Source organism: Pantoea sp. 18069, assembly GCF_902706035.1.
GTDB lineage: Bacteria > Pseudomonadota > Gammaproteobacteria > Burkholderiales > Burkholderiaceae_C > Comamonas.
Window position 1 is genome coordinate 1 of record NZ_CACSJA010000049.1, and the last position, 26,589, is coordinate 26,589.

The following is a 26,589-nucleotide window of genomic DNA, read 5'->3' on the forward strand; positions in this document are numbered from 1 at the left end:
CGACCTCCAAGCGCAAGCCCAAGGCTGCTCAGGCCAAAGGCTATGTCGATGGCCGCATCGCCCGCTCACATGTCTCCACTGCTCGTGTGCTTAAACAGGCTTCGGGGAAAAGACCTTGAAAGGGATGGCCCTCAGCACCGGCAACCTTCACTCAAAACGAAAATCCGCATTTCTTCACCTTCTCCTTGCCGACAACCCGCCGCGGATATGCCAAAGACAATGGCCATCCGAAGGTGGCCATGTCAAAAATTCCGCTGAAATTCCCGGCAGGATGCTGCCGGGCTCAGAACGTGAACACGTTCTCAGTTGTCGAATCCGACCTTGTCGACCAACTGGCTGGCCTGCTTGCGATGCTTGGCGATTTCCACGACAGACAGCGAATCGATCTTCATCGGACCCATCGCGGACATGACCGGGTCTTGCTGAACGTTGGCACGGACCGGGTACTCGTAGTTGCTGCGGGCATACATGGCCTGGGCCGGCTCGGACACCAGGAACTCGAGCAGCTTGACCGCATTGTTCCGGTTCGGCGCGTGCTTGGCCACCGCCGCACCGGAGACGTTGACATGGGTGCCACCCGTCTTGGCAAACGTCGGCCGGATGGCCTTGATGCCGTCGCCCCACTTGCGATTGTCGGTGCCGGCGGCCGCATTCTTCATCTGGCCGACATAGTACGAATTGGCGATACCGATGTCGCAGATGCCGCCCAGGATGTCGCGCGCCACGTCCCGGTCTCCGCCGGCGGCCTTGCGCGCAAGATTGGCTTTCACGCCGCGCAGCCAGCGCTCGGCCTCTGCTGCGCCATCGTTCGCGATCTTGGCGGCGATCAGCGCCGTGTTGTAGGGATGCTGCCCGGCGCGGATACAGACTTTCCCCTTCCACTTGGGATCGGCCAGTTCTTCGTAGGTAAAGCTGGTGATGGGCAAATCCTTCTCGGTGTACAGCACGCGGTCGCGCAGCGACAGCGCGAACCAATGGCCTTGTGCATCCCGCAGGTTCGCTGGCAGCACGGACTCCAGCGTGGCCGACTGGATAGGCTGCGTGATGCCGCCATCCACCAGATCCACCAGGTTGCCGATGTCGACGGTCATCAAGACATCGGCAGGAGAGCGCGCGCCTTCGGCCTTCACCCGCTCGAGCAGGCCGTCCTTGACGAACACGGTGTTGACCTTGATGTCGCCCTCCTGCTTGATGAAGGCATCGATCAACGGCTGGATCAACGCGGGTTCGCGCGTTGTGTACAGGTTGACTTCATCGGCCGCCATGGCAGCGCCGGCAAAGACTGCGGCTGCCGCCCAGATACCCGAGCGCGCGAAACAATGAACAACTGGAATCCGACTGAACTTCATAGGTGCATCCTGCGATGGAATCGACAAACACGAGCCGTCGGCATGGGCGACGGCAGCAAAAGATGTGATTATCAATTGAGAATTATTCGCGCCTTCATTACCCCTGGCTGGTGCTTCAGCATCTGTCATCTTCCTGTTATCTTGAGTGCCCGCGCCGAGGCCCGGCTGGAACACCGGGGCGCTGATCGGCAAAAGGTCATCGCGGCTTGTTCCCGTTCTGAAGCTGGATCAGATGGCGGAGTACCTGGGGCGCGGCCGTCCGATCTCCTGAAGTCGTTGGATCCCTGTGTTCGACCGGCTGCAGGCGGGCGTAAAAAAGCCACCCGAAGGTGGTTTGTGATGGCGCGCATTGACCCCGTTGCGCTAGGCGACTTACGTTCCTGCGGCGCAGTTCTTCGCAGTCTTGGCGGCTTGGAGCTGTGCAAGCCGCTTGTTTGCAGCCTCAAGCGCCGCGTTCTTCTCCATGGTGTTCCCGATGCCGAAGTCTCCCAAGAAGGAGAGCACAGACCGGCCGTCGAACTGGCTTTCCTTTTCGATATGCTCAAGATAGCCGTGCACCTTTGCCGTTTCCAGTTCAATTTCGCGGCATGTCATCGTTTGCTTTTCGTAGGAGGTCACATCCCCTTGGCGACCGTAGTTTTTTGTGGCGCATCCGGCCAGTGCGGCGCAGGCGACCAAGAGTAGGAGTGTCTTTTTCATGGGTTCGCATAGAGGTAAAACCGTCAGCGTATCAGGTCGTTACGTTTTTGCGCAACAGGTCCGGACCCGGGATCGGCATAGGGGGCCTACGGTTGCGGCATCGACTGCATCGTATTGTTTGTGCGTGCCGACGAACTTGATGAAGACGTACTCCATCTTGTAGGCCACGGCGACGGCCAAGCGGTAGTCATTCCCTTTGCAGGATTCGGCGGTTCTCGAATGTGGCCGGCATCCACTTGCCGGTATGGTGCGGCTGATCGGGCGGTAGTGATGCCACTGGAGGAGGGGGCAAAAAAGCACCATAAGGTGCTTTGGGTTGGCTGCTGCCGCTCCGGGTTCCGGGGGGCTGCAAAACTCGAAGGGCAGACACTGTGATTCCAGATGGACAAAAGGCCCTGGCTATTTCTAGCCAAGGCCTTGAATCACTGGTCGGAGCGGCGGGATTCGAACTCGCGACCCTCTGCTCCCAAAGCAGATGCGCTACCAGGCTGCGCTACGCTCCGACAAAAAGGATTCTAAGGGGGTTCTGGAGGTTGAAAAGGTTCGGACGGATTAAATTTGTCTAACTTTGGAGCTGCCATGGACCCACACCTTGCCTCTGAGCGTGGGATACAAGTTAGACGATTTAGCGTGTCGCGCCGACGCGGATTGTGAGCTTGTGGCGGACGTAGCCAGTGGTCTGTGACTGGGTGGAACGGATATCTGAAGGACGTGCTCACGCGCTTGCCCGCGCACCGGGCCAGCCGGATCGTGGAATTGCTGCTGCATCGCTGGCAGGCCGCCGACTCCTGATAAATACCTGGGTGGCTGGCAACGGTCAACATGGGATCGCCGCGTGCTTACTTTTCACGGGCGTCTTTTGCAGCAAAAGCTAGCGCCGGGTCGGTCGGCTATCAGGCGGGGCGATGGGTGCGCAACCAGTCCTTGAGTGCCTCGTCAATGCGCGTTTGCCAGCCAGGCCCGGAGGCGCGGAATGCAGCAGAGACTTCCGGGGACAGGCGGATGGTGGTGGCCACTTTGGTTGCGGTCTTTTGTGCACCACGCTCGCCGGGCTTGCGGCGTATCTTTGTCAGCGCTTGGTACGTGTCGGGGCCGAAAAACCCATGCGCGGGCTTTGCGCCAGCAAAGTCTTCCGGCGTCCATTCAGGGTTGTCGGCATCGGCGGCGATGCCCTTGCCGATGATGGCATCTTCCTCGGCGGATGGACTGATATGGCCTGCCTTAAGTTTTGGCATAAGCACGCTCCTCTGTGCGGTTGGACTTGCGTAGGCTGACGATTCGCACGCTGGTTTCACGCAAGACAAACACCATCGTGTGCAGCCTCAGGGCGATGTAGCCCATGGCCACGAAGCGAGACTCGCCGTAGCGATTGCGGTTGTCAATGCGCACGACAGCCGTTTCCCATTCGAAGTCGTTAGCAGCACTAAACCGAACCAATGCTTGGCGACGTTGACGGCCAGCTTGGCTGGGGTCGAAATCGTAGTGCATGAATTAATTGTACTAACAAAAAAATGACGTTGGCAAATGCAAGAGCCTCACGGGCGCGCAAAAGCTGGCGGCGCGTGCGCATCAATCGCGCTGGCAGCAATTGTGTCTCTGCCGGATGGCCGGAAAGCGGGGGTATGTCGAGATGGGGGAGGGAAGGCCGAAGACGCAAAGAAAAAAGGCACTGCGAGGTTTTATCCTTGCAGTGCCTTTTTCGTCTGGCTCAAAAGTTAGGCAGTACCCAAAAGGGCTAGACATTTTGCTTTGGTCCAGGACTTCAGCTTTTTGTCTAAGTCACTGTCATAACTTGGGAATAATGGTCGGAGCGGCGGGATTCGAACTCGCGACCCTCTGCTCCCAAAGCAGATGCGCTACCAGGCTGCGCTACGCTCCGACAAAAAGGATTCTAAGAGGGATTCCGGTGCACTTTTTTGAATTTTCAAAAATAATTCAAAAATAATGCGCGGCCCCCCTTTTTAGCGGGGCGAAGGACCCGGGCCACGGCCTGCCAGATGGCGGAACGTGATGCGACCCTTGGTCAGATCGTAGGGGGACATTTCCAGCGACACCTTGTCGCCGGCCAGGATGCGGATGTGGTGCTTGCGCATCTTGCCGCCGGTGTAGGCGATCAACTGGTGTCCGTTTTCCAGCGTCACGCGAAAGCGCGAGTCGGGCAGGACTTCCGTGACGGAGCCTTGCATTTCAATCAATTCTTCTTTGGCCATGTTTCTCAATCTCTCATATAAATCTGGGTCACTGCGCCTGTGGGGGAGGACACAGCAGCATGCACCGACCCGTCGGGGCCACTGAAGTACTGTGCATGGCAGGCGGTGTAAGCCGCTGCACTCCAGGCGCACAGCGGTCAGAAGGCCGGAAAACGGCTTCATTCGCACAGGCGGGGCGCGCTGTACGCAATCTCCCAGATTGTAACCCCTAGGGATCCTCTGCACAAATCCCTGCGGCCGTTGGCCGCACGGCTCGGGCGGTCCGCTGCGTTGCTTTTCTTGCCAATAGCACCGCTATTGGCTGCAAAAAGACGCCTTGCGGCCCATCCCGATCCGCACTACCTCCGTCTCGCGAGGTTTATGCAGAGGATCCCGCGCCGTGCCTGCTAGGGCTAGGGTGTGGGCGTGATTGCCGACGCCAGTGCGCGCACCAGATCGGTTTGCGTGATCACGCCGACCAGCCGCTGCTCGGCGTCGACAATCGGCAAATGGTGGTGGCCGCCCGCAGAGAACAGCGGAATCAGCTCCATGACCTGCTGGTCCACGAAGGCGGTCTGCGCTGGCGCGCTCATCAGATCGCCCACGGTTTGTGGCTTTTTTGCACCTATCGCGACCAGCTTGCGCAGGCGCTGGCTCCAGCCTTCGGGCGATTCGAGCGCCGTGGTGCGCATGAAGTCGGATTGGGACAGCATGCCCTGCACCTGGTGCCCGGCATCGACCACGGGCAGGGCCTTGATGTTTTTCTGCCGCATCAAGGCCCAGGCCTGGCGCAGCGAGACGTCGGCCTCGACGGCCAGCGGCGGCGTGGACATGATGTCGGCGCAGCGCAGGTCGCCCAGCGTGCGCTGGAATGCGGCGCGGCCCGCGAGATGCAGCAGGCCTTCGAGGTCGGCGCGGCTGATGTCCAGCACCTGGTTGTACTGTTCGAGCGCGGCGTCGAGGTCGGATTTCTGGAAGTGCTGGCCGCTGGCCGCGTTGCGGCGCATCGGGTAGGGCTTGCCGGTCGCGTGGTTGTAGACGATGGCGCAGGCCAGCAGCACCAGGATGTTGAACAGCACCGGAAAGACCAGCAGCTCCAGGCCGTTGCTGTGCTCGAGCACCACGAACGCCGCCATGCCCACGCCCGGCGGGTGAAAGCAGCGCAGCAGCAGCATGCCCGCGAGCGTCACGCCGACGGCCAGCGCCGCGGCCCACACCATGTCGGGCACGAGCAGCCGGCACATTGTCGAGACCAGCGCCGCGAGCACGGTGCCGCCGATCACGGGCCAGGGCTGGGCCAGGGGGCTGGCGGGCATGCCGAAGAGCAGCACGGCGCTGGCGCTGAGCGAGGCAATCATCCACGAGTCGTTGCCGCTGCCGGCCCACCAGCGGCTCAGGAAGCCGGTGATCAGCAGGCCCAGCATGACGCCGAGCACCATGCGCGCGGCTTCCTTGGTGTCGATGCCGACGGAGTGGGGCACCAGGCGCTGCAGCAGCTGGCGCAGCGGGGACGGGCGCCCGGAGGGGGCGGTGGAGGCGGGGGGCTGGGATGCTGGCACGGGCAGGACAGGAAGTGCAGTGGTCCCCAGGATAGCAAAGCGGGCGGCGAACGCGCGCGCAAGCGTGCAGGGGTGGGCCAATCCGTATGGGCAATGGCCCGAATGCGTCGCTAGAATGCCCAGCTTGCCCTGAATCATCTGGAAACCAATCTGTGTCTGATCGCCTTGCCGTGCTTCCCCAATATCTATTGCCCAAGCAGGCGCTCACGGCCCTCATGGGCCGGCTGGCGAGTGCCAGGGTAGGCTGGTTGACCACCTGGGTGATCGAGCGTTTCATCGCCCGCTACAAGGTCGACATGGCCGAGGCCGAGAACCCCGATCCCGCGAGCTATGAGACCTTCAACGCGTTCTTCACGCGCAGCCTGCGCGCCGGCGTGCGCGCCCAGGCCCGGGCGCCGTGGGTCTGCCCCGTCGACGGAGCGGTGAGCCAGCTGGGCGCCATCGCCGGCGACCAGATCTTCCAGGCCAAGGGCCACCATTATTCGATCCAGGCGCTGGTGGGCGGCGACCCCAAGCTGGCCGCCGAGTTCGACAGCGGCCACTTCGCGACGATCTACCTGAGCCCGCGCGACTACCACCGCATCCACATGCCCTGCGACGGCCGGCTGCGTGAAATGGTCTATGTGCCCGGTGACCTGTTCTCGGTCAATCCGGTCACGGCGCGCGCCGTGCCCGGGCTGTTCGCGCGCAATGAGCGCGTGGTCTGCGTGTTCGATTCCGCCGCCGGCCCGTTCGTGATGGTGCTGGTGGGCGCGACCATCGTCGGCAGCATGGCGACCGTCTGGCACGGCCAGGTCAATCCACCGCGCAGCGCCGAAATCCGGCGCTGGCAGTACGGGCAGGACGGCCCGCTGCTGCGCCAGGGCGAGGAAATGGGCCGTTTCCTGCTGGGCTCGACGGTGGTGCTGCTGATGCCCAGGCAGCCCCTGCAGTTCAATGTGCTGTGGCAGGCGGGCAGCGCCGTGCGCCTGGGCGAGGCCATGGCCGAGCGCGCAGAAGTCTCCTGAAACTGGCGTGCCCCGGCTTGGCGGCAGCGAGGAAGGGCCGCACCCAGGCGGCCCCCCGCACCGAGGGGGCCATCTCCCTCAGGGGATCAAAGAAACCAGTTCAGCCCTTCCGTGCGGCGCGCGGTGGTGAAGCGTGAAGGCTGCAGCCGCAGCCGCTCGGGGCGCACGGGGTCTTCGCGGCCCACGAGATAGACCATCATTTCGCGCCGCCGCAGTATCACATGGCTGACGGTTTCGGTGCGTCCGCCCTCCTGGACTTCCACGCCGGGTCGAAACAGCGGCATCTCGAACGTGAAGCTGCGCGCCTGAACGGGGGCGCAGGAGCCCTGCGTGTTGACGCCCGGCGTATCGACGCCCGGCGTATCGACGCCCGCCCCATCGGCGGCTGCCGAGGCAGCGGCTGCATTCGCAGCGGTTTCCGGTGAAATAGTGAGGGATTGCATAGGCGCAGTCTGGGCAAATAAGCTAGTTATCGACAGGCGGCGGGAAAAGTTGAGGGCCTATCGCACTCTATCGCCAAGGAGGAGAGTGTCCAGCGGCCCGGTGTGGAAAGAGGGTCTTGCGGGTGTCATTTTGCGTGTCTGCAGCCGGTAAGATACGCCGGATTCGTGGATTTTCTTTTTCCCGGCCCGCCGCAGACCCTCCGTCCGGATGCGCACGGGATGCCGCCCAGCCGTTTTACCCCATGCCCCAAATTTCCATTGAGCAGCTCAGTCACGACTGGCATGCGCTGCAAGACTGCGCGCCCCCGGCCGCGCGGGACTGCATCGAGCAGCTCGCCTTTACGCACCAAAAGGATTTGGCCAGCCATTTTTACGCCGAGATGCTCAAGGATGATGCGGCTTCGGCGCTGTTGACGCACGAGCAGGTCCGCGTGCGGTTGCACCAGTCGATGTGCCAATGGGTGGGCGAAGTGTTCAGCACCGGCACGCTCGAGCAGCTCGCGCAGCGCGTGGCCCGCCAGGTCAAGATCGGTGAAGTGCATGCGCGCATCGATGTGCCTGTGCATCTGGTGCTGCGCGGCGCGCGCAGCCTCAAGCGGGGCCTGGGCACGCTGCTGGCACGCACGCTGGGCGAGGACGCGCCGCTGCAACTGCAGGCCTGGGCCTACGGCCAGGCCGTGATCGATATCGCGATGGAGATCATGAGCCAGGCCTATTCGCGCTCCCATGACCGCAGCGCGCGCGCCCAGGAGGCCTACCGGCTGCATGCGGTGGCGCAGGACATGAGCGCCGAGCGCGAGCGCCAGCGCGCGGCCGTGCTCGACTGGGAGAACCGGCTGATGTTTGACCTCGCGATGGGGCTTTCGGCGCAGCACCTGCCGCGCATAGGCGCTTGCGACTTCGGCCTGTGGTTTCGCCACAAGGGCGCGCATGCGTTTCGCGGCACGGGCGAAACCACGTTGATTCTCGAGACCATGGACCTGATCGACGAGCGGCTGCTGCCGGCGCTCGATGGGCAAGCCCATGTCCAGGGGCGCTTGCAGCAGCTGCGCTCGTTGCACGAGCATACGCAGACCATTGCGTTTCACCTCGACGCGCTGTTCGAGCGGAACCGCGAACTCGACGCGGGCCGCGACGTGCTCACGCGGCTGCTCAACCGCAAATTCCTGCCCGTGGTGCTGCGCCGGGAGATTGATTACTGCCGCGAGCGCAAGGCGAATTTCGCCGTGCTGTCGCTGGACGTGGACCATTTCAAGCAGATCAACGACCGCTTCGGCCATGAAGGCGGTGATCTGGTGCTGCAGCAGTTCGCGGTCATTCTGTCGGGCACCTGTCGCGCCGGCGACTACACCTTCCGCCTGGGCGGCGAGGAATTCCTGCTGCTGCTCGTGGACATCAACGAAGCGCGCGCGCTGGCGCTGGCCGAGCGGCTGCGTGCGCAGGTGGAAAAAGAGCCGTTTCGCCTGCCGGGCGATGGCCGCGTGCAGGTCACGGTCAGCATAGGCGTGGCGATGCACGACGGTCACCCGGACTATGAGTACACCGTGCGGAAGTCGGACCAGGCGCTGTACGCCGCCAAGAATGCGGGCCGCAACCGCGTCGAACGCGCCGGGAATTGACGCGGCTGACGGCGCCGCGCCGGTGCCGTCAGGACGCGCCCGGATGCTCGACGCCCAGGATGGCGTGCAGCCTTGCGCTGGTGGTCGTGTATTGCAGCGCGACCTTGGCGCCGCTCACAAGCTCGGCCGCGGCGAACGCGGCCAGCGTGGCTTCATGGAAGGCGCACAGGATCAGCCGGCGCTTGCCCGCGTAGTGGTTGATGTCGCCCACGGCGTAGATGCCGGGCTGGCTGGTCGAGAAGGTCGCGGCATCGACCAGCAGCTGCTTGCGCTCCATGGCCAGGCCCCAGTCGGCAATGGGGCCCAGGCGCGGTGAAATGCCCAGATAGACCCAGAGCTGGTCGAGCGCCAGGCGCTGGGCCGCGCCCTGCGGGTCGGTGAGCAGCAGCGCAGTAAGCCGGCCGTCGTCTTCCTCGATGCCGTTGATCTGGGCCGCGACCACCGTGATGCGGCCGGCGTCGCGCAACGCCTGCAGGCGCGCGAGCAGTTCGGGCGCGGCCTGGAAGACATCGCGGCGGTGCAGCAGCGTGACGCGCGCCGCGGGATGATCGTCGGCGCAGCGCAGGGCCGCGGCCACCGCGTCTTCGTCGCCGCCATGGACCACGATCTGCCGGCCTTCGGCGACCTCGACTTCGGTGGGGTGGTAGTACAGCTGGCGGCCCAGATGGGCTTCGATGCCGGCTATCTTGAGCGTGCGCGGAACGAATGCGCCCACGCCGGCGGCAATGAACACGCAGCGCGCGCGCAGTTGCGTGCCGGCAGTTGTGGTCAGCAGGAAGCGGCCGTCGGCCAGCGTTTCAAGCGCCTGCACCTGGGTGCCCAGATGCCATTGCGGCTGGATGGGCGCGAGCTGCTCGCGCAGCAGCGCGACCAACTCGCGACCCGTGCAGACCGGGATGCCGGGCACGTCATAGATAGGCTTGTCGGCATAGAGCTCGGCGCACTGGCCGCCTGCGTGGGGCAGGGCGTCGACGATATGCACGCTGAGCCCTTGCAGGCCCAGCTGAAACGCCTGGAACAGGCCGGCCGGGCCCGCGCCTATCACCACCGCATCGGTGTCAATGGCGGATACGGTGTCGGGTGCAGGGGCGGCGGCGCGGGCTGTCATCAGGGGCTCGTGAACCGATCAGCGTTGCAGCGCGGCGATCTTGCCGGGCTGGCCGTTGAATTCGTCGGCCTCGGGCAGCGGGTTCTTGCGCTTGGTGATGCTTTTCCAGCCGGCAGCCAGCGACAGCTCGGCATTGAGCTTGATGAACGCAAGCTGATCGGGTGGCACGTCCTCTTCGGCAAAGATCGCATTCGCCGGGCACTCGGGAATGCAGACTGCGCAGTCAATGCATTCATCCGGGTCGATGACCAGCATGTTCGGGCCTTCGCGGAAGCAGTCCACGGGGCATACGTCCACGCAGTCGGTGTATTTGCACTGGATGCAGTTTTCGGAAACGACGTGAGTCATGAGGAACTTTGGAGTTATAGGGTCAGTACTGAGCCGATTTTATTTCACTGGGCCGATTCGTGGGCGCAGTGCGCAATGAGGAAAGCGCAGCGTCGGGGTATCACTCCCGAACGCTGCGCCGGCAACTCAATGTGCAAGGGCGGCTGCGGCGGTCTTGTGGCTGGCAGTGTCGACCAGGATCAGCGCTCCTTGAATGCGCGCTTCGCTGAACGCGCGCAGCGGCAGGGGTTCCTGCAGGGCCAGCTCGACCACGCCGATGGCGTTGGCCTGCAGGTTGGCCGCGGGCTCTTCGGCCAGCGTGTGGATGTCGAGGTGGTGGACCACGCGGCGCACCTTGGCCTTGACCCAGCGGTGGCCGTGCAGCGCCAGGTACACGCGTCCGGGCACCAGCGGCTCGTCGTCCATCCAGGCGACGGTGGCCGTGAGATCACGCCGTCCCACGGGGGCGGCTTCGAGCGCGTCGAAATCATCGTCGGCCACGGGGGCTGCAACGCTTGCCGCCAGGATCCAGTCACCGCGCGAGACATCGACTTCGCGGTCGAGCACCACGCCCGCGCTGTGGCCGGCGCTCACATCGCCGGGGCGGCGTGCATGGTCGAGCACCTGGGCGACCAGCGCGGTCTGGCCGCTGGGGAAGATCTGCACGCTCTGGCCGACCTGCAGGTGCCCTGCGCCCAGCCGGCCCCAGAACACGCGCCGGCCCTGGGAGGTGTCGGCAGACGAGGAGAATTTCTCCACCCACTGCACGGGCAAGGCCATGGGCAGCGCGGTGTCGGCGGGCGTGCCGGGCAGGCCTTCGAGCCATTGCAGCAGGCTGGGGCCGCGGTAGCCGCACCAGCCTTCATGCGGGCTGACCACGTTCCAGCCCTTGAGCGCCGAGACCGGCACCGTGGCCGCGACGCGGATGTCCGCGGCGGCGGCGAAGCGCTCGAGCGCGGTCTGGATATGGGCGAAGGCCAGCGCCGGGTCTTCGACGGCGTCGAGCTTGTTGACGGCGAACACCAGCGAAGGCACGCGCAGCAGGTGCACCAGCAGGCTGTGGCGGCGGGTCTGGGGCAGCAGGGCCAGATCGGGCGAGCGCCAGTCGAGCTTGGTCGCGTCGACCAGCACCACGGCGGCGTCGGCGCTGCTCGCGGCCGTGACCATGTTGCGTGTGTACTGCTCGTGGCCGGGTGCGTCACCGATGATGAACTTGCGGGTGGGCGTGGCGAAGTAGCGGTAGGCGACGTCGATGGTGATGCCTTGCTCGCGCTCGGCCGACAGGCCGTCGGTCAGCAGCGCGAGATCGGTCTCGCCGCTGCGCTGCACGCCCGCGAGCTGGTCCTGCAGCACCGACTTGCTGTCGACCAGCAGGCGGCCGATCAGCGTGCTCTTGCCGTCATCGACGCTGCCGCAGGTGATGAAGCGCAGCGCCGACGCGGTGTCGGGGGCCGGGGAAGTGAATGCAGTGCTTGTCATTAGAAGTAACCTTCCTTCTTGCGCTTTTCCATGGACGCGTCGCTGGTCTTGTCGTCCATGCGCGTGGCGCCGCGTTCGCTCACGTCGGCGGCCAGGGTTTCGATCACGATGTCGGCAGCGCTCGCGGCCGTGCTTTCGACGGGGCAGGTGCAGGTGATGTCGCCCACGGTGCGAAAACGCACGTCGCGGACCACCACCTCTTCGCCGTCGCGCGCCGGGGTCAGCTCCGTCACGGGCACCAGCAGGCCGCGGCGCTCGACGACTTCACGCTCGTGCGTGTAGTAGATCGAGGGCAGCGCGATCTGCTCGCGCTCTATGTATTGCCAGACGTCGAGTTCGGTCCAGTTGCTGATGGGGAACACGCGGAAATGCTCGCCCGGCGCGATGCGGGTGTTGAACAGCGTCCACAGCTCGGGGCGCTGGGCCTTGGGCTGCCACTGGCCGAAGCTGTCGCGGTGCGAGAAGATGCGCTCCTTGGCGCGCGCCTTCTCTTCGTCGCGGCGCGCGCCGCCGATCAGCGCGTCGAAGCGGAATTCCTCGATCGCCTCGAGCAGCGTCACCGACTGGTGCACGTTGCGCGATTCGCCGGGGTGGGCCAGGCGCACCGTGCCGCGCGCCATAGAGTCCTCTACATTGCGCACGATCAGCTCGGCGCCGAGTTCCTTGGCACGCTGGTCGCGGAAGGCCGTGACTTCAGGGAAGTTGTGGCCGGTATCGATCATCAGCAGCGGATAGGGCAGGCGGCCCGCGCCGAACGCCTTTTCGGCGCAGCGCAGCATCACCAGCGAATCCTTGCCGCCGGAAAACAGCAGGGTCGGGCGCTCGAAAGTGGCGGCCACTTCGCGCAGGATGAAGATGGTTTCCTCTTCGAGCGCATCGAGGTGCTGGTTGCTGAGCTGGGTCAGCACATGGGAGGCAATGGGGGCGTTCATGCAAAACCTTGGGAGCAATGTCTTGGGGGCGGGTGCGGGATTCAGGCGGCCTTGACGTGCAGGCCGCATTCCTTGGCCGTCTCGTCTTCCCACCACCAGCGGCCGGCGCGGAAGTCCTCGCCCAGGCTGATGGCACGGGTGCAGGGAGCGCAGCCGACGGAAGGGTAGAACTGGTCGTGCAGCGGGTTGTAGTCGACGTCGTTGAGGGCGATGTAGTGCCAGACATCGCCCCAGGTCCAGTCGGCCAGCGGGTTGAACTTGGTCAGCCCCCTGGTCTCGACTTCGCTGGTGTCTATCGCGGGCACGTCGGCGCGCGCATTCGACTGCTCGCGGCGCAGGCCGGTGATCCAGCCGGCCCGGCCGGCCAGCGCGCGCGCCAGCGGCTCCATCTTGCGTATGCCGCAGCATTGCTTGCGCAGCTCCAGGCTGCGGTACATCGCGTCCTGTCCCTGGGTGCGCACGAACTGGATCACCTGTTCGTGGCGCGGGCGATAGACCTGCACGTCGGCGCGCGACGTGGCTTCTGTGCGCTCGAGCAGGGCCAGCGTTTCGGTGTGCAGCGCGCCGGTATCGAGCACGAACACCGGAATGTCGAGCGCCAGCGCGTTGATCAGATGGGTGATGACCACATCCTCGGCGCCCAGGCTCGAGGCCTGGGTCACGTCGCCCAGGCTGGTGCCATGGGCCGCGGCCTGGCGCAGCAACTGCTCGGTCCGCGCTTGCTTTGCCGCGAAGTCGCTGCTGGCCCGCGCATTGCTGCGCACGGCCTGGCGGGGCGCGCCGGCGCCGGCCGCGCCTGAGGCCGCGGGCAGCAGGGAGCTGGTGGTGGCGGACATCAATCCTCCTGCGGCGCGAAGATGGGCGCGGTGTGCACCGCGTCGCCCTGGTAGAAGCGCGAGAAACGGTCGAACTGGCGCTGTGCGGCCGAGGCATCGACATTGGCGCGCAGCACGGCGCTGCTGAAGCCGGTGCGCTGCATCTGCACCAGCTGGTCGATCAGCACATCGCCGGTGGCGCGCAACTCGCCCGCGAAGCCGCGGCGGCGGCGCAGCAGGTAGGCTTGGCTGAAGGCCCGGCCGTCGGTGAACTGCGGAAAGTGCAGGTCGATGCGCGTCACGCCGTCGAGCGACAGCGCCATGGCGTCGGCATCGTTGGCCAGCGCCACCTGGCTGGCGTCGCCCTCGGCGGGGGCCTGGTGTTCGTGGGAAGCTAGGATTTTCATCGTCTCGAGCGGATTTTTTGTGGACCGGGAACTCAGGCCGTGGCTTCGGCTTCAACGGGAGCGGGGTGGCGCGCGGCCTTGCCGGCGTCCTTGAAGGGGTCGAGTCCCAGGCGGCGCACCGTGTCCTGGAAGCGTTCGCCGCTGGTCCGCTGGTCGCGGTAGGTGGCGAGCACGGCTTCGATCACGTCGGGCACTTCGGCCGCCGAGAACGACGGGCCTATGGCCTTGCCCGCGACCGACGCGCCCGACAGCAGCGAGCCGTCCGAGCCGCCCAGCGTGACCTGGTACCACTCCTTGCCGTCCTTGTCGACGCCCAGGATGCCGATGTGGCCGCTGTGGTGGTGGCCGCAGCTGTTGATGCAGCCGCTGATGTGCAGGTCGATGGGGCCGATGTCGTCGAGTTCGTCGAGGTCCTGGTAGCGCTGGGTGATGGCTTCGGCAATCGGCAGCGAGCGCGCGTTGGCCAGCGAGCAGAAGTCGCCGCCGGGGCAGGCGATCATGTCGGTCAGCAGCTGCACGTTGGCGCTGGCCAGACCCAGCGCGCGGGCTTGCTGCCACAGCGCGAACAGCTCGCCCACGGGCACCCAGGGCAGCAGCACGTTCTGGTCATGGGTCACGCGGGCTTCGCCCGACGAGAAGCGGTCCATCAGCGCGGCCAGCGCGTCGAGCTGCTCGCCCGTGGCGTCGCCCGGCGACTGGCCGGGGCGCTTGAACGACAGCGTGACGGCGCGCAGCTGGGGATTGCGGTGCGGGTGCACGTTGCGCGACAGCCAGCGCGAGAACGCGGGGTGGGCTGCGGCGTGGCTCAGCAGCGACTGCTCGATCTGCGCGGGCGTGAGCTGGGGCAGGTCGGGCAGCTGCGGGTCGACGAAGCAGGCCTTGACGCGGTCGAGCTCGGCCTGGGGAATGGTGTGCGGGCCGCCATCGATCTCCACGATCTGGCGGTATTCCTCTTCCACGTCGTCGATGTACTGCTGGCCTTCGGACTTGACGAGGATCTTGATCCGCGCCTTGTACTTGTTGTCGCGCCGGCCGTGCTCGTTGTAGACGCGCACGATGGCCTCGATGTAGTTCATCACCTGGTTCCAGGGCAGGAACGCGCGGATCTGCGTGGCGATCACCGGCGTGCGGCCCATGCCGCCGCCGACAAACACCTTGAAGCCGATTTCGCCGGCATCGTTCTTCACCAGGTGCAGGCCCACGTCGTGCCAGCCCGTGGCGGCGCGGTCTTCCGCAGCGCCGCTGATCGCGATCTTGAACTTGCGCGGCAGGAAAGCGAATTCGGGGTGCAGCGTGGTCCACTGGCGCAGGATTTCGGCGTAGGGGCGCGGGTCGACGATTTCATCGACGGCCACGCCGGCCAGTGCGTCGGTGGTGGTGTTGCGTATGCAGTTGCCGCTGGTCTGGATGCCGTGCAGGTCGACGCTGGCCAGCAGGTCCATCACATCGGCGGCCTTGGCCAGCGGAATCCAGTTGAACTGCACATTGGTGCGCGTGGTGAAGTGGGCGCAGTTCTTGGGCAGGAAAGTCGTGCCCAGCAGGCCCTGGCCTTCCATCGCGGTCCTGAAGACTTCGGCTTCGGGCTCGTCGTATTCCCGGGCGATGCGCGCGAGCACGCGGATCTGCCGGCTGGCGATTTCGCCGTAAGGCACGGCCACGCGCAGCATGGGCGCGTAGCGCTGCACATACCAGCCGTTTTGCAGGCGCAGCGGGCGGAAGTCGTCTTCCGGCAGCGTGCCGGCCTGCCAGCGTTCGAGTTGGTCACGGAACTGATCGGCGCGCAGCTTCACGAATTCCTGGTCAAAGGGGGTGTATTGGTACATGGCGGTTCAGTGCGAAAACCGGTGAAGCCCTGCCGGGCCGCGAGGGGCCTCCAGCGGGCGGGCGCAAATGCAGGAAAGTCGCGCGAGCGCACTACGCCGTCGTGCGGCGTTTGTGGGGAGGGCGCTCGATGCATGCATGCTGGGAAATGTAGGCGGGTATGGACCGCGGGCAAACTATTGTTTTGTGCTTCCTTTATGCGAATAAGCTTATGCACAAGCACTGGCGCGGGCTGGCGGCGGTTTGGGGGGGCGCGCTTCGCCCGGTTCGAGGGCCCGGCCCTGGGGGCGAATCAGGCGGACAGGCGATGCGTTGACAGCGCCTGCGCGAGCCTGGCGTCCAGCGGCAGCGGTTCGTCGTGCAGGCGCGCGGCCAGCAGTTCGCTGCACAGCAGCGCCAGCGTGATGCCGCGCGCACCCATGGCCGTGCAGGTCCACAGGCCGGGCTGGTGCAACGGGTCGACCGGGCCGACCAGCGGCAGGCGGTCGAGCGCGGCCAGGCGCACGCCGGCCCACAGATGGGGCGTGGCCGCAAATGCGGGGGCAAGCGCCGGCGCCTTGGCGGGCAGCAAGGCCTGCAGCCGCTGGGCGTTGGCCGCATGGGCCGCGGCCTGGTCTGCGGGCGATGGCGGCAAGGTGTCGGTGTCACGCTCAAACGTAGAACCCATGAACCAGCCTGTATGGACGGCACCCCCTGAGCGGCTAGCACCGCTTCCCCCTCTCAACCTTCGGTGGAGGGGGGCGCCCGGCTCAGGGGCGGCAGCCTCGGTGCGGGGCGGCCCTTCCTCGCTGCCCCTTTGCTGGGACACGCCAGTTTCGTTGGCTGCGAGCGGTGCAAGGGATATGGGTGACTGATTTAACGCATCGAGCGGAATCTGCGGCACCAGGCTGCCCTTGCCGTTGACCGGGAAGGGCGGCAGCGTGCCTTCGGGCAGATTCGCCTGTTCGCCCCAGGACACCTGGCCGCGTATGCGCTGCAGCGGCCAGCCCGCGGGCAGCAGTTGGTCGCTGCCATGGCCGCCGGCAATCACCAGCAGCGGCGCCTGGCCCAGCAGCTGGCCCTGGGCGTCCAGCACCTGCCATGTGGCATCGTCGCGGCGCAGCTGCGCGACCCGGCGCTGGCCCTGCCAGCGGATGCCGGGCTGGGCCAGCAGGGCGCGCACCAGTTGCGCCGGCCGTATCCAGCCGGCCTGCGCATGCCAGCAGGCGGCTTCCGAGCCTTCCAGGCCGGCGAGCGCGCGCTGCGCGGCGTCGGCGGGGTGGCTCCAGTCGTGACCGGGATGCGGGCGCGCGCCGGCCGCAGCGGCGGACAGGCCTTCGAGCTGCCATTCGCGCGGCAGGCCGATCAGGCCGTCGCTGCTTTCCACGCGGTGCTCGAGTACGCCGCAGTGCTGCCAGTCCTGGCCCGGCACGAGCAGGGCCCGGGCCTGCTGCAGCGTGGCGCGCACGCCGCTGCGCGACAGGCGCGACAGCAGGCTGTCGTCGGGTGACACATGGGGCGCGAACAGGCCCGCGGGCAGGCCCGAGGCGCCCGCGGCGGGCTGCTCGGCCTGGTCGAGCACATCGACCTGCCAGCCGCGCCGGGCGAGCTGGAAGGCGACCGATGCGCCGGCGATTCCGCCACCGATCACGATGCACTGGCGCGCCTCAGCGGGGGGCAAGGCTGGCGGCTGCGTCCACGGGTCGCTGCGCCGGCGCGGCTCCCAGCGCGGACTGAACAGCGCCTGCAGGTTGTCGCGCTTAGGGGGAACGCCCGGCGTCTTTCTGACTTCGAAGCCGTTTTCGGCCAGCGCGTCGCGTACCGCGCGCGCAATCGTCCAACTGGCCAGGCGCGTGCCGCGGCGGCAGCAGCGCGCCACCGCCTTGAGCGTCTGCGCATCCCAGATCCCGGGGTTGCGCGCGGGGCTGAAGCCGTCGAGGTAGACCGAGTCGGCGGTCGGCATCTGCTGGCGCAGCTGGGCCTGGGCATCGCCGATATAGAGCGTGAGCTGCACCTGGCCGTTCTCGAACGACAGCCGGTGCACGCCGGGCAGCAGGCCCCAGAACTGCGCCGCAAGCTGCTCGGCCAGCGGGCGCAGCGCCGGGTCCTGCGGCATGGCGCGGCGCATGTCGCCGGCCGTGACCGGCCAGGCTTCTATGGAGACGAAATGCAGCAGGCGCGGGCGCGCCGGGTCGGCCTTCCACGCGGCCCAGGTGACGAGAAAGTTGAGCCCGAAGCCAAAGCCGGTTTCGAGAATGCGCCATTGCGGCGCGTTGGCCCAGGCCGCGGGCAGGCCGCAGCCCGCGAAGAACACCTGGCGCGCCTGGTCCAGTCCGCCGTTCTCGCTGTGGTAGCGGTCGGAAAAGCGCGGGCTGTAGGGCGTGCCGTCGGGCAGCCAGTCAATTGCTTCGGACATCGGGCGTCATTCCCAGCGCTGCTGGTAGGAGAACGTGGGCAGTCGCCATTTGAAGCGTATGGCCAGCATGCGCAGCGCCAGGCCGCCGGCGAAGCAGACCGCGGTGCTGATGCCGGTGGCCACCTCGAAGTGCTGCAGCAGCAGGAACAGCACGCAGACCGCGAGCGACACGCTGGCATAGAGTTCGCGGCGGAACACCACCGGCACCTGGTTGCACAGCACGTCGCGCAGTATGCCGCCGCTGATGCCGGTGAGCATGCCCGAGATGATGACCACGACCAGCGGGTAGTTGAGCCCGAGCGCGACGTTGCAGCCGATCAGCGAGAACGCGATCAGCCCCATGGCGTCGAGCAGCAGGAACAATTGCTTGAGGCGCAGCAGATGGCGCGCGATCAGCGTGGTCAGCAGCCCCGCGGAAATGACCAGATAGACGTACTCGGGGTGCTGGGTCCAGCCTATGGGGAAATGGCCCAGCACCATGTCGCGTATGGTGCCGCCGCCCAGGGCGGTGACGAAGGCAATCACCGCCACGCCAAAAATGTCCATGTTGCGCCGGCCCGCGGCCAGCGCGCCGGACATGGCTTCGGCGGTGATCGCCACGAGGTAGATCACCAGCATGGTGTCGATGGGGGACGCCTGCGAAGGCTGGATGGCGCTGAGAGCGGAAAGGGAAGAGGACACGCAAAAAGTCTCGGTGGAAACCGGCCCGTCCTGCGACGGTGCCGATACGCCTCTCCCGCTGTCCTTTGTACCTGAGAGTTTGGGCGCTCCCAGCCGCTTGCGAGCCAGGGGCGCTTGCCCCTTCGGTGAGTCGGCAGCGCGGCAGGCCGCGCCCCGACTTCTCTCCAGTTGGCGAACGATTTCTGCGGTTCCGGGTGCCTGAGCGATTATGGGAGTTTGCGCCTTCGGCGAAGGCGCATGAAACGCCTTGCTCTCCCGCAGAAAGACGCGATTATCCCGTCCTGACCAGGGGCCGTCAATGCATGCGGCCCAGTTTGCGCTTTACGCGTCGGTCGGAGGCACGTAGCCGACTGCGGCATCCGCGCCGCCGCCGAAGAAATGGTTTTCCATCTGGCGTGCCAGGTATTGGCGGGCGCGCGCATCGGCGAGGTTCAAGCGGTTTTCGTTGACCAGCATGGTCTGGTGCTTGAGCCAGCCCGCCCAGGCTTCCTTGCTCACGCTTTCCCAGATGCGCTTGCCCAGTTCGCCCGGATAAGGGGGGAAATCCAGGCCCTCGGCCTCCTTGTCGAGCTTGATGCAGTGAACGGTACGTGCCATGGGGGAGGGTCCTTGTGCTGACTTCAGATGTTTTAGGTATAACGAACTGAAATCTTATTGGTTTAAGTTTTGATGGGTCGGTTTCAGAATGCGTTCAGCAGCGTCCAAGCGCTTACCGCAACCTTTTCGAGGCCCAAATGACAATTCGCCGCCACTTTATCAAGTTTCCAGCCCTGCTCGCGCTGACTGCCAGCCTTGCACTCACGGCGGGCCCGGCCATGGCCCAGTCCTTGACACTGCTCAATGTTTCCTACGACCCCACGCGCGAGCTGTACGTGGAGTACAACCAGGCGTTCGCCAAGCACTGGCAGGCCAAGACCGGCCAGACGGTGTCTATCAAGCAATCGCACGGTGGCTCGGGCAAGCAGGCGCGCTCCATCATCGACGGCATCGATTCCGATGTCGCGACGCTGGCGCTGGCCGGCGATATCGACGCCGTGGCCAAGAACGGTGGCCAGGTGAATGCCGATTGGCAAAAACGCCTGCCGCACAACTCCGCGCCCTACAGCTCGACCATCGTGTTCCTGGTGAAGAAAGGCAACCCCAAGGCCATCAAGGACTGGGATGATCTGGTCAAGCCCGGCGTGCAGGTGATCACGCCCAACCCCAAGACTTCGGGCGGCGCGCGCTGGAACTACCTCGCGGCCTGGGAATTCGCCAAGCGCAAGTACGGCGGCGAGCCCCAGGCCAAGGAATTCGTCGGCAAGCTGTTCCAGAACGTGCCGGTTCTCGACACCGGCGCGCGCGGCTCGACCATGACGTTCGTGCAGCGCGGCGTCGGCGATGTGCTGCTGGCCTGGGAAAACGAAGCCTTCCTGGCGCTCAAGGAATTTGGCCGCGACAAGTTCGACATCGTCGTGCCGTCGATCTCCATCCTGGCCGAGCCTTCGGTGGCCGTGGTCGACAAGGTGGTCGACAAGCGCGGCACGCGTGCCGCCGCCGAGGAATACCTGAAGTTCCTGTATTCCGAGGAGGCGCAGGCAATCGCGGGCCGCAATTTCTACCGTCCGACCTCGGAAAAAGCCAAGGCGCAGTTCGCCAGCACCTTCCCCAAGCTGACGCTGGTGACGATTGACCAGGCCTTCGGCGGCTGGGCCGCGGCCGACAAGGCGCATTTCGCCGACGGCGGCAGCTTCGACCAGATCTATACCCGCAAGTAAGCGCATACGGCGCCGACCCCGGTCGGCGCCGCAAGGAGAGCTTCCATGAACACCTGCCTCAAGTCTGCCGCCCGTGGCGTGGCCCCATTGACGCCTGCATTGCAGCTGATTGCCATCACGGCGGCCAGCTGGAACCTGATTGCGCCAGTGCGGTCGCGCCAGCGGGTGCGGCGCATTGCGCTGCGCAGCCTGGTGCGTACCAGCGGCTGCGGCGCGGCGGTGGGGGCAGCATGAGCATCCGTGGAGTCCATCATCTGCAACTTGCATTCCGCGCGGGCAACGCGCCGGCGATGCGGCATTTCTACCGTGACCTGCTGGGCCTGAGCGAGCTGCCGGGCGAGCAGGCCGAAGGCGCGGCCTTGCACTTCGCGGCCGGTGGCCAGCGCATCGATCTCGTGGGGGTCGCGCAATGGCAGCCGCTGCCGGCGGTGTCGCACCTCGCCTTCGAAGTGCAGGACCTGCCTGCGCTGCGCCAGCGCCTGCTGGCCGCGCAACTGCCCCTGGTCGAAAACCAGGGCCTGGCGGGCTTTGCGCGCTTTTACCTCAAGGACCCGGCCGGCAATCAGCTCGAGTTTCTCGAAGCCCGGGCCGCTGCGGCGCCCCAGCGCCGGGAAAGCGCGCTGGCGCTGGCCTGAGCCGGGCCTTTTTTCACAACGATGCGCGCAGGCGGCGCGCATGCCGCAATCTCTGCGGCAAGCAAACGCCCGAAGAAAATAGGTCAGTGGCATGAATTTCCAGCAATTGCGCTCGGTGCGTGAAACCGTGCGCCGGGGCTTCAACCTCACCGAGGTCGCACAGGCCCTCTATACCTCGCAGCCCGGCGTGAGCCGCCAGATCCGCGAGCTCGAGGAAGAATTGGGCGTGCAGATCTTCGTGCGCGCGGGCAAGCGTCTCACGGGGCTGACGCCACCGGGCGAAAGCCTGATGCCCATTGTCGAGAAGCTGCTGTTCGAGGCCGACAACCTGCGTCGCGCGGGCCTGGACTTCAGCACCAGCGACCAGGGCCGGCTGTCGATCGCGGCCACGCATTCGCAGGCGCGCTATGCGCTGCCGCAGGTGGTGCGCGATTTCCGCAGCCGCTTTCCCCAGGTGGTGCTGCACCTGCACCAGGGTTCGCCCCAGCAGGTCGCGCAGATGCTGCTCAGCGGCGAAGCCGACATCGGCGTGGCAACCGAGGCCTTGGGCACCCATGACGAACTCGTCACGCTGCCCTGCTACCGCTGGACGCACAGCATCGTCGTGCCGCCGGGCCATGCGCTGCTCGACATCGAAGGGCCGCTGACGCTGGAGCAACTGGTGCAGCACCCGATCATCACCTACGAGCAGGGGTTCACGGGCCGCGCGCATATCGACGAAGCCTTCGCGCGCGAAGGCCTGGCGCCCGATGTGGTGCTGACGGCCATGGACGCCGACGTGATCAAGACCTATGTGGAACTGGGCATGGGCGTGGGCATCGTCGCGTCGATCGCGGTCGATGCCGAGCGCGACCGCCATCTGCGCCTGCTCGACGCCGGTCATCTGTTCGAAGTCAACCTCACGCGACTGGGCCTGCGCCGGGGGGCCTGGCTGCGCGGCTACGCCTTCCACTTCATCGAAAGCTTTGTGCCCACGCTCACGCGCGATGTGGTGGCCCAGGCATTGGAAGTCACGCGCAGCATGGACTGAGAACGTGAACACGTTCTGAGAAGCCCGGCTTGCTGCGTCGTTCTTCCTGACACTCTGGCGGCGCAGCCGCCTTGCATCGAATCCGCCGCCTTGAGCGGCGTTTTTCATTGGCTCACGCTTGGTGTATTGCTATACTGATACACATGGACGCGCAGGCCTTTTACATAGCACCCAGCTCTCCCGATCCGATCTACCGCCAGATCGTCGGGCAGGTCATGCGCATGGTCGCGGCGGGCCAGTGCCCGCCCGGTACGCGCCTGCCCTCGGTGCGCGATGTGGCGGCCGTTCATGCCGTCAATCCCATGACGGTTTCCAAGGCCTATGCGCAGCTGGAAGCCCAGGGGGTGCTCGAGCGCCAGCGCGGCAAGGGCATGGTGATCTCCAGCCGGGCGCACGGCGCGCAGACCATCGCCGAGCGGATCGCCGCGCTGGCGCCGTCGCTGCGCGATGTGGCGCGCCAGGCGCGGGAGCTGGACCTGCCCGCCGAACAGGTGATCGAGGCCTTGCAGCAGATGATGAACAATGAAAGGAAGTCCTGATGAGGGCAGAGATCACGCCGGCGGCATTGCTGCAGGCGCAAGGGCTTGGCAAAGCCTATGGACGGCATGCGGTGCTGGAGGATGTTTCGCTGCGCGTGGCGCCCGGCACCGTCCTGGGCCTGCTGGGCCGCAATGGCGCAGGCAAGAGCACGCTGCTCGAATGTCTGCTGGGCCTGCGGCAGGCGGATCATGGCGAGGTCCGGCTGTTCGGCAAGCCGTCGCACGCCATTGCCGATGCCGACAAGGCGATGCTGGGCTATGTGCCGCAGCGGCCCGACGGTTTCGACTGGCTGACGGTGGGGGCCATGCTGGACCTCGTGGCGGGGCTTTATCCGCAATGGGACAGCCAGCTGGTTGCGCGCCTGCAAAAGGATTGGGACCTGGATGCGCGCCGCCGCCTGGTCACGCTGTCGCCGGGCGAGCGCCAGCAGGTCGCGATCATTCGCGCCATGGCGCCTCGCCCGCGTCTGCTGGTGCTGGACGAACCGGCCTCGGCCCTCGATCCGCTGGCGCGGCGCGCGCTGCTGCGCGAGATCGTGCATCTGGCGGGCGAACAGGGCAGCACCGTGCTGTTTTCCACGCACATCATTTCCGACCTGGAGCGCGTGGCATCGCACATCGCGCTGCTGCACCAAGGGCGCTTGCGCCTGCATGCGGCCCAGGATGACATCAAGGATGAATTGAGCCGGCTGCTGTGGCCCGCGCAGGTACCGCTGCCGTCCCAGCCCTTGCCGGGCGAGCTTGCGCGCCGCCCTCTGGCGGATGGCGCCAGCGCGCTGGTCGTGCGCAACGAGGGCCGCCGGCGCACCGATGCCTGGCCCCCCGGAGTGCGCACCCAGCAACTGGGTCTCGAAGACCTGTTCGTGGAGCTGGCGGCATGAAGGCGCAGACCGGCTGGCCGTTCGCGCGGCATGTGTTTCCGGGTGCCTGGCCGAGCGCGCTGGGGGCGGTGCTGTGCGTGGCCGCGCTGGGGCTGCTGACCTTGGCAGGCCGCCTGCCGGATGAGGAAGCGCCGCGGTTTTATCTGCAGGGCGCGGCAATGGTCGCGGCGGGGTGGTGGCTGTTGCTGGGCAGCCGCCTGTGCGCGCTGGTCTACCAGATGGCGCCGCTGCGCCTGCCCGGGGTCTGGCGCACCCTGTGGCGGGGTGCGCTGCTGCATCTGGCAGCCAGCATGGCGCTGCCGCTGTCCATCCTGGGCTGGTGCTTGCCCGCGGGGGTCGAGGCGTCGGCGCTGGTCGCTGCGCTGTGGCTGGGGTCGGCCGCAGGCATGCTGATCGTGAGCATGCCGATGGCGATACCGATTGTTCCGCTGGTCATCATCATGGCGGATTGGGATGCGGTGGTGAGCCCCCTGTTCTGCACTGTGATCGGCGCGCTTGCGCTGTGCCTGTCGGGCCTGGCCTGGCGCTGGCAACTGGGCCGCACCCGGCCCGCGCTGCTGGCGCCGTTCGGGGTGGAGCTGGGCGGCTCGCCCCTGCAGTTGCTGCCCCTTCTTCAGCAGCAGTCCTGGTCGCACAAGCGCACGGGAAACCGTGCAAGCCGGGTGCGTCCTGCTGCGCGTGCAGCGGGGCTTGACCTGCTCGCCGCGTTCCTGGGGCCGTCATGCCAGACGCTGCGGCAACTCTATGGCAGGCGTGGCCAGTGGCTGACCTATCTGGTGTTTCTCGGGGGCGCGTTCGCGCTGCTGGTGGGCACCGCGCTATGGTGGCCTGAAAGTGAAGGCGGCGGGGTTTTCTTCGCCGCCATGATGGCCGGGAGCCTGCCCATGGTCATGCTGAAACCGGCCGCCAGACTGATGGCGTTGCGACGCGCGCAAAGCGCAGGCCTGGCCGAACTCCTGCTGACGCCCGGCATGCCCCCGGCAGCGCAGCTGCCCGCCGCGCTGATGCGCCAGGTCCTGCGCTGCCTGGGCGAGCGCCTGGCGCTGGTGGGCGGCACATTTGCGCTCCTCGCCTCCCTGGCCTACGCGGTCGGTCCCGCGTGGCTGTCGTGGTGGGCGGGCCTGGTCATCGCGATGCTGCTGCTGGGATGCGCCACGGCATGGCTGGCCTGGCATGGGCAGAACCTGAACTGGTGGTGGTCGGGCACGCTCGCGCTGGGCCTCATGCTGGCGATAGGCAGCAATGTCCATATGCTGGCCTATGCCAACCCGGTCAATGGGCATTGGTGCCTGGCATGGGCTGGCTGGGTCATGCTGGCCGTGCTGGTGTTCTGGCGGCTTCAGCGGCGCGGCGCAGCGCGGTGATGCAAAGCATTGCGCCGGTCACGCAGCGTCCCCACGCGCCGTGCATTGCATGGGCGACAATGGCCGTCCTGTTTCCCGGGAGCGCCGCCGCGCGGCGCCCCGTTCCTGCCCTTGCTGCCGATGCCCCGCTATTTTCTGTTCCACAAGCCCTACGGCGTTCTGTCCCAGTTCACGCCCGAAGATGGCGCGCGTTCGCTTGCCGAGTTCGGCCTGCCCAAGGGCGTCTATCCCGCGGGAAGGCTGGACAAGGACTCCGAGGGACTGCTGCTGCTGACCGACGACGGGCCGCTGATCGAGCGCCTGCTCAACCCGCGCAACGAGAAGCCCAAGACCTACTGGGCACTGGTCGAGCGCGTGCCTACCGAGGAAGCGTTGCAGCGCATGCGTGCGGGCCTGCGCATCGAGGACTACCAGACCAGGCCCTGCGCGGCCGCGCTGCTCGACCCCCAGCCCGAGGTGCCGCCGCGCGAGCCGCCCGTGCGGCTGCGCAAGTCGGTGCAGGACGTCTGGCTTGAAGTGCGCATCGTCGAAGGCAAGAACCGCCAGTTGCGCAAGATGACCGCGGCCATAGGCCACCCGACGCTGCGCCTGGTGCGCCAGGGCATGGCTAATCTGCGGCTGGACGGGCTGGCGCCGGGGGCGTGGCGCGAGATTGGCCGCACGGATATCCAGTTCTGAAATTTACAGCGCGCCCGAGACCTGGGTCATGAACGTCGGGCCGGTCTCGCCCGGCGAGCGGTACCTGTGCGTGACGTCATTTGCTTGGTCTATTGGCTGGACTCATTGGATTTATGCAAACAAGTCGAGCGTCTCCAACCTCGGGTCATGGCCTTGCCCGCTTCGAATCAGTCAGCCTTCACTTCATTTTCCAAACGCTTTGATTGAGGGCAATTATCTATGGAACTGGTTGATAATTTTTGCCACTAATATCGGCAGAGTTGCGGGATGCCTGTCGATGCACTTCAATTTTGTATTTGCATATTTTATTTTTGGTGGAGCATTAACCAAGCCGGAGAGTGCAATGCGCGTATATGCCAGCAAAACAAGTGAACTGCCATCGGGCAACCCTCCATTGGATGCCAAAGCTAAGGCAAATGAAAATCTTATGGATGCCGTTAGTAATCGTGACCTTGTCAAGTTGAAGTCGGCTATTAGAAATGGCGCGGATGTTAATATCAAAGACTGGCGTGGATATACGCCTTTGATGGTTTTTGCGGATCTTGGAAAGATCGGCGGGGTGAATGCATTAATAAATGCAGGGGCTGATGTTAAAATCAAAAGCACAAATGAAGGATTCACCGCTCTGATGATTGCGGCGAGCAGCGCTGCTGTCAATGGGAAGGATCATGAAGTTTTCGCAACCTTGCTTGAAGCCGATAACAGTGATGAACATGTCAATTGTGCCGCTCTGTCTGGGGCTACCGCGTTGATCCCGTGCGCGGCAAACCTCGCCCTTCAGGGCGGGGAAGGATAGTGCGGACGCCGTAGGCGTCCTACACGGCGCTAATGCGGCGTCTGCTGCTGTTCGATGTACTGGCGGATGACTTCGATGG

29 protein-coding genes, 2 tRNA genes and 1 riboswitch are annotated in these 26,589 nt (G+C 65.7%); of the genes, 11 read left to right on the top strand and 20 right to left on the bottom strand.

Translation table 11 applies throughout. The features are described 5' to 3' along the window. Positions 1 to 302: 302 nt before the first annotated feature. From GVL12_RS23925 to GVL12_RS23965, 9 genes are all read right to left on the bottom strand, one after another. A complete protein-coding gene (locus tag GVL12_RS23925) occupies positions 303 to 1,349 on the bottom strand; it encodes a Fe(3+) ABC transporter substrate-binding protein (protein ID WP_159918090.1) in 1,047 nt (348 codons plus the stop codon). Positions 1,350 to 1,721: 372 nt separating this feature from the next. Next, on the bottom strand, positions 1,722 to 2,048 hold the full coding sequence (locus GVL12_RS23930) for a hypothetical protein (protein ID WP_159918066.1): 327 nt from the start codon (positions 2,046 to 2,048) through the stop codon (positions 1,722 to 1,724). Positions 2,049 to 2,087: 39 nt separating this feature from the next. Next, the gene (locus GVL12_RS26975) at positions 2,088 to 2,351 is read right to left on the bottom strand and encodes a type II toxin-antitoxin system HigB family toxin (protein WP_159918067.1); all 264 of its coding nucleotides are present in this window, start codon (positions 2,349 to 2,351) and stop codon (positions 2,088 to 2,090) included. 123 nt (positions 2,352 to 2,474) lie between these two features. Continuing rightward, positions 2,475 to 2,551, bottom strand: a tRNA-Pro gene (locus GVL12_RS23940). Between the two features lie 390 nt (positions 2,552 to 2,941). Next, positions 2,942 to 3,283, bottom strand: a complete 342-nt coding sequence (locus GVL12_RS23945) for a BrnA antitoxin family protein (protein ID WP_159918068.1) — start codon at positions 3,281 to 3,283, stop codon at positions 2,942 to 2,944. After that, complete coding sequence (locus GVL12_RS23950; RefSeq protein ID WP_159918069.1) at positions 3,270 to 3,536, bottom strand: BrnT family toxin; 267 nt, start codon at positions 3,534 to 3,536, stop codon at positions 3,270 to 3,272. The genes GVL12_RS23945 and GVL12_RS23950 overlap by 14 nt, the downstream gene beginning before the upstream one ends. A gap of 314 nt (positions 3,537 to 3,850) precedes the next feature. Then, positions 3,851 to 3,927: transfer RNA gene (locus GVL12_RS23955), tRNA-Pro, on the bottom strand. Positions 3,928 to 4,009: 82 nt separating this feature from the next. Further along, positions 4,010 to 4,258 (bottom strand): translation initiation factor IF-1, encoded by a 249-nt coding sequence (gene infA / locus GVL12_RS23960; protein ID WP_159918070.1) that lies wholly within the window; start codon positions 4,256 to 4,258, stop codon positions 4,010 to 4,012. Positions 4,259 to 4,650: 392 nt separating this feature from the next. Further along, complete coding sequence (locus GVL12_RS23965; RefSeq protein WP_200844045.1) at positions 4,651 to 5,796, bottom strand: HPP family protein; 1,146 nt, start codon at positions 5,794 to 5,796, stop codon at positions 4,651 to 4,653. 152 nt (positions 5,797 to 5,948) lie between these two features. Between GVL12_RS23965 and asd the strand changes: the two genes are divergently transcribed. Continuing rightward, positions 5,949 to 6,803, top strand: coding sequence for an archaetidylserine decarboxylase (gene asd, locus GVL12_RS23970; protein ID WP_159918071.1), 855 nt, complete (start codon positions 5,949 to 5,951; stop codon positions 6,801 to 6,803). An 86-nt stretch (positions 6,804 to 6,889) separates the two neighbouring features. Here the strand turns inward: asd and GVL12_RS26420 are convergent, their stop codons facing one another. Continuing rightward, entirely contained in the window at positions 6,890 to 7,246 is a 357-nt protein-coding gene (locus GVL12_RS26420; protein WP_200844047.1) for a hypothetical protein, read from the bottom strand. A gap of 242 nt (positions 7,247 to 7,488) precedes the next feature. Here GVL12_RS26420 and GVL12_RS23980 point away from each other — a divergent pair, with 242 nt between their 5' ends. After that, on the top strand, positions 7,489 to 8,865 hold the full coding sequence (locus GVL12_RS23980; protein ID WP_159918072.1) for a GGDEF domain-containing protein: 1,377 nt from the start codon (positions 7,489 to 7,491) through the stop codon (positions 8,863 to 8,865). Between the two features lie 28 nt (positions 8,866 to 8,893). Here GVL12_RS23980 and GVL12_RS23985 read toward each other — a convergent pair whose 3' ends face one another. The 10 genes from GVL12_RS23985 to GVL12_RS24035 form a co-directional block, all read right to left on the bottom strand. Further along, positions 8,894 to 9,973 carry an NAD(P)/FAD-dependent oxidoreductase gene (locus GVL12_RS23985; RefSeq protein ID WP_159918073.1) on the bottom strand — a complete coding sequence of 360 codons (1,080 nt, stop codon included), beginning with the start codon at positions 9,971 to 9,973 and terminating at the stop codon, positions 8,894 to 8,896. A gap of 18 nt (positions 9,974 to 9,991) precedes the next feature. Then, on the bottom strand, positions 9,992 to 10,321 hold the full coding sequence (fdxA, locus tag GVL12_RS23990) for a ferredoxin FdxA (RefSeq protein ID WP_159918074.1): 330 nt from the start codon (positions 10,319 to 10,321) through the stop codon (positions 9,992 to 9,994). 126 nt (positions 10,322 to 10,447) lie between these two features. After that, positions 10,448 to 11,779, bottom strand: coding sequence for a sulfate adenylyltransferase subunit 1 (locus GVL12_RS23995; protein WP_159918075.1), 1,332 nt, complete (start codon positions 11,777 to 11,779; stop codon positions 10,448 to 10,450). Next, a complete protein-coding gene (gene cysD, locus GVL12_RS24000; protein WP_159918076.1) occupies positions 11,779 to 12,711 on the bottom strand; it encodes a sulfate adenylyltransferase subunit CysD in 933 nt (310 codons plus the stop codon). The genes GVL12_RS23995 and cysD overlap by 1 nt, the downstream gene beginning before the upstream one ends. Positions 12,712 to 12,752: 41 nt before the next feature. Continuing rightward, positions 12,753 to 13,547, bottom strand: a complete 795-nt coding sequence (locus GVL12_RS24005) for a phosphoadenylyl-sulfate reductase (protein WP_159918077.1) — start codon at positions 13,545 to 13,547, stop codon at positions 12,753 to 12,755. Continuing rightward, entirely contained in the window at positions 13,547 to 13,933 is a 387-nt protein-coding gene (locus tag GVL12_RS24010) for a DUF934 domain-containing protein (protein WP_159918078.1), read from the bottom strand. Before GVL12_RS24010 ends, GVL12_RS24005 begins: the two co-directional genes overlap by 1 nt. A 32-nt stretch (positions 13,934 to 13,965) precedes the next feature. After that, complete coding sequence (locus GVL12_RS24015; RefSeq protein ID WP_159918079.1) at positions 13,966 to 15,756, bottom strand: nitrite/sulfite reductase; 1,791 nt, start codon at positions 15,754 to 15,756, stop codon at positions 13,966 to 13,968. 290 nt (positions 15,757 to 16,046) lie between these two features. Then, positions 16,047 to 18,149 (bottom strand): tRNA (5-methylaminomethyl-2-thiouridine)(34)-methyltransferase MnmD, encoded by a 2,103-nt coding sequence (gene mnmD, locus GVL12_RS24025; RefSeq protein WP_200844048.1) that lies wholly within the window; start codon positions 18,147 to 18,149, stop codon positions 16,047 to 16,049. A gap of 6 nt (positions 18,150 to 18,155) precedes the next feature. Next, a complete protein-coding gene (locus GVL12_RS24030) occupies positions 18,156 to 18,767 on the bottom strand; it encodes a trimeric intracellular cation channel family protein (protein ID WP_159918094.1) in 612 nt (203 codons plus the stop codon). 238 nt (positions 18,768 to 19,005) lie between these two features. After that, positions 19,006 to 19,098: riboswitch (glycine riboswitch) on the bottom strand. A 53-nt stretch (positions 19,099 to 19,151) separates the two neighbouring features. Then, on the bottom strand, positions 19,152 to 19,427 hold the full coding sequence (locus GVL12_RS24035) for an oxidative damage protection protein (protein ID WP_159918080.1): 276 nt from the start codon (positions 19,425 to 19,427) through the stop codon (positions 19,152 to 19,154). Positions 19,428 to 19,564: 137 nt separating this feature from the next. On the opposite strand from GVL12_RS24035, the gene GVL12_RS24040 reads away from it, so the two are divergent. The 9 genes from GVL12_RS24040 (at position 19,565) to GVL12_RS24080 (ending at position 26,510) form a co-directional block, all read left to right on the top strand. Next, positions 19,565 to 20,587, top strand: coding sequence for a sulfate ABC transporter substrate-binding protein (locus GVL12_RS24040; RefSeq protein WP_159918081.1), 1,023 nt, complete (start codon positions 19,565 to 19,567; stop codon positions 20,585 to 20,587). A gap of 45 nt (positions 20,588 to 20,632) precedes the next feature. After that, positions 20,633 to 20,821, top strand: a complete 189-nt coding sequence (locus tag GVL12_RS24045) for a hypothetical protein (RefSeq protein ID WP_159918082.1) — start codon at positions 20,633 to 20,635, stop codon at positions 20,819 to 20,821. Beyond that, entirely contained in the window at positions 20,818 to 21,222 is a 405-nt protein-coding gene (locus GVL12_RS24050; RefSeq protein WP_159918083.1) for a VOC family protein, read from the top strand. The genes GVL12_RS24045 and GVL12_RS24050 overlap by 4 nt, the downstream gene beginning before the upstream one ends. A gap of 91 nt (positions 21,223 to 21,313) precedes the next feature. Further along, on the top strand, positions 21,314 to 22,252 hold the full coding sequence (locus tag GVL12_RS24055; protein ID WP_159918084.1) for a CysB family HTH-type transcriptional regulator: 939 nt from the start codon (positions 21,314 to 21,316) through the stop codon (positions 22,250 to 22,252). Positions 22,253 to 22,395: 143 nt separating this feature from the next. Then, a complete protein-coding gene (locus tag GVL12_RS24060) occupies positions 22,396 to 22,791 on the top strand; it encodes a GntR family transcriptional regulator (RefSeq protein ID WP_159918085.1) in 396 nt (131 codons plus the stop codon). After that, entirely contained in the window at positions 22,791 to 23,672 is an 882-nt protein-coding gene (locus GVL12_RS24065) for an ABC transporter ATP-binding protein (protein WP_159918086.1), read from the top strand. Before GVL12_RS24060 ends, GVL12_RS24065 begins: the two co-directional genes overlap by 1 nt. Then, positions 23,669 to 25,036, top strand: a complete 1,368-nt coding sequence (locus tag GVL12_RS24070) for a hypothetical protein (protein WP_159918087.1) — start codon at positions 23,669 to 23,671, stop codon at positions 25,034 to 25,036. The genes GVL12_RS24065 and GVL12_RS24070 overlap by 4 nt, the downstream gene beginning before the upstream one ends. 120 nt (positions 25,037 to 25,156) lie before the next feature. Next, positions 25,157 to 25,714: a pseudouridine synthase gene (locus tag GVL12_RS24075; RefSeq protein ID WP_159918088.1), complete on the top strand. Its 558-nt coding sequence runs from the start codon at positions 25,157 to 25,159 to the stop codon at positions 25,712 to 25,714. A gap of 199 nt (positions 25,715 to 25,913) precedes the next feature. Next, positions 25,914 to 26,510, top strand: a complete 597-nt coding sequence (locus tag GVL12_RS24080) for an ankyrin repeat domain-containing protein (protein ID WP_159918089.1) — start codon at positions 25,914 to 25,916, stop codon at positions 26,508 to 26,510. Positions 26,511 to 26,589: the final 79 nt, after the last annotated feature.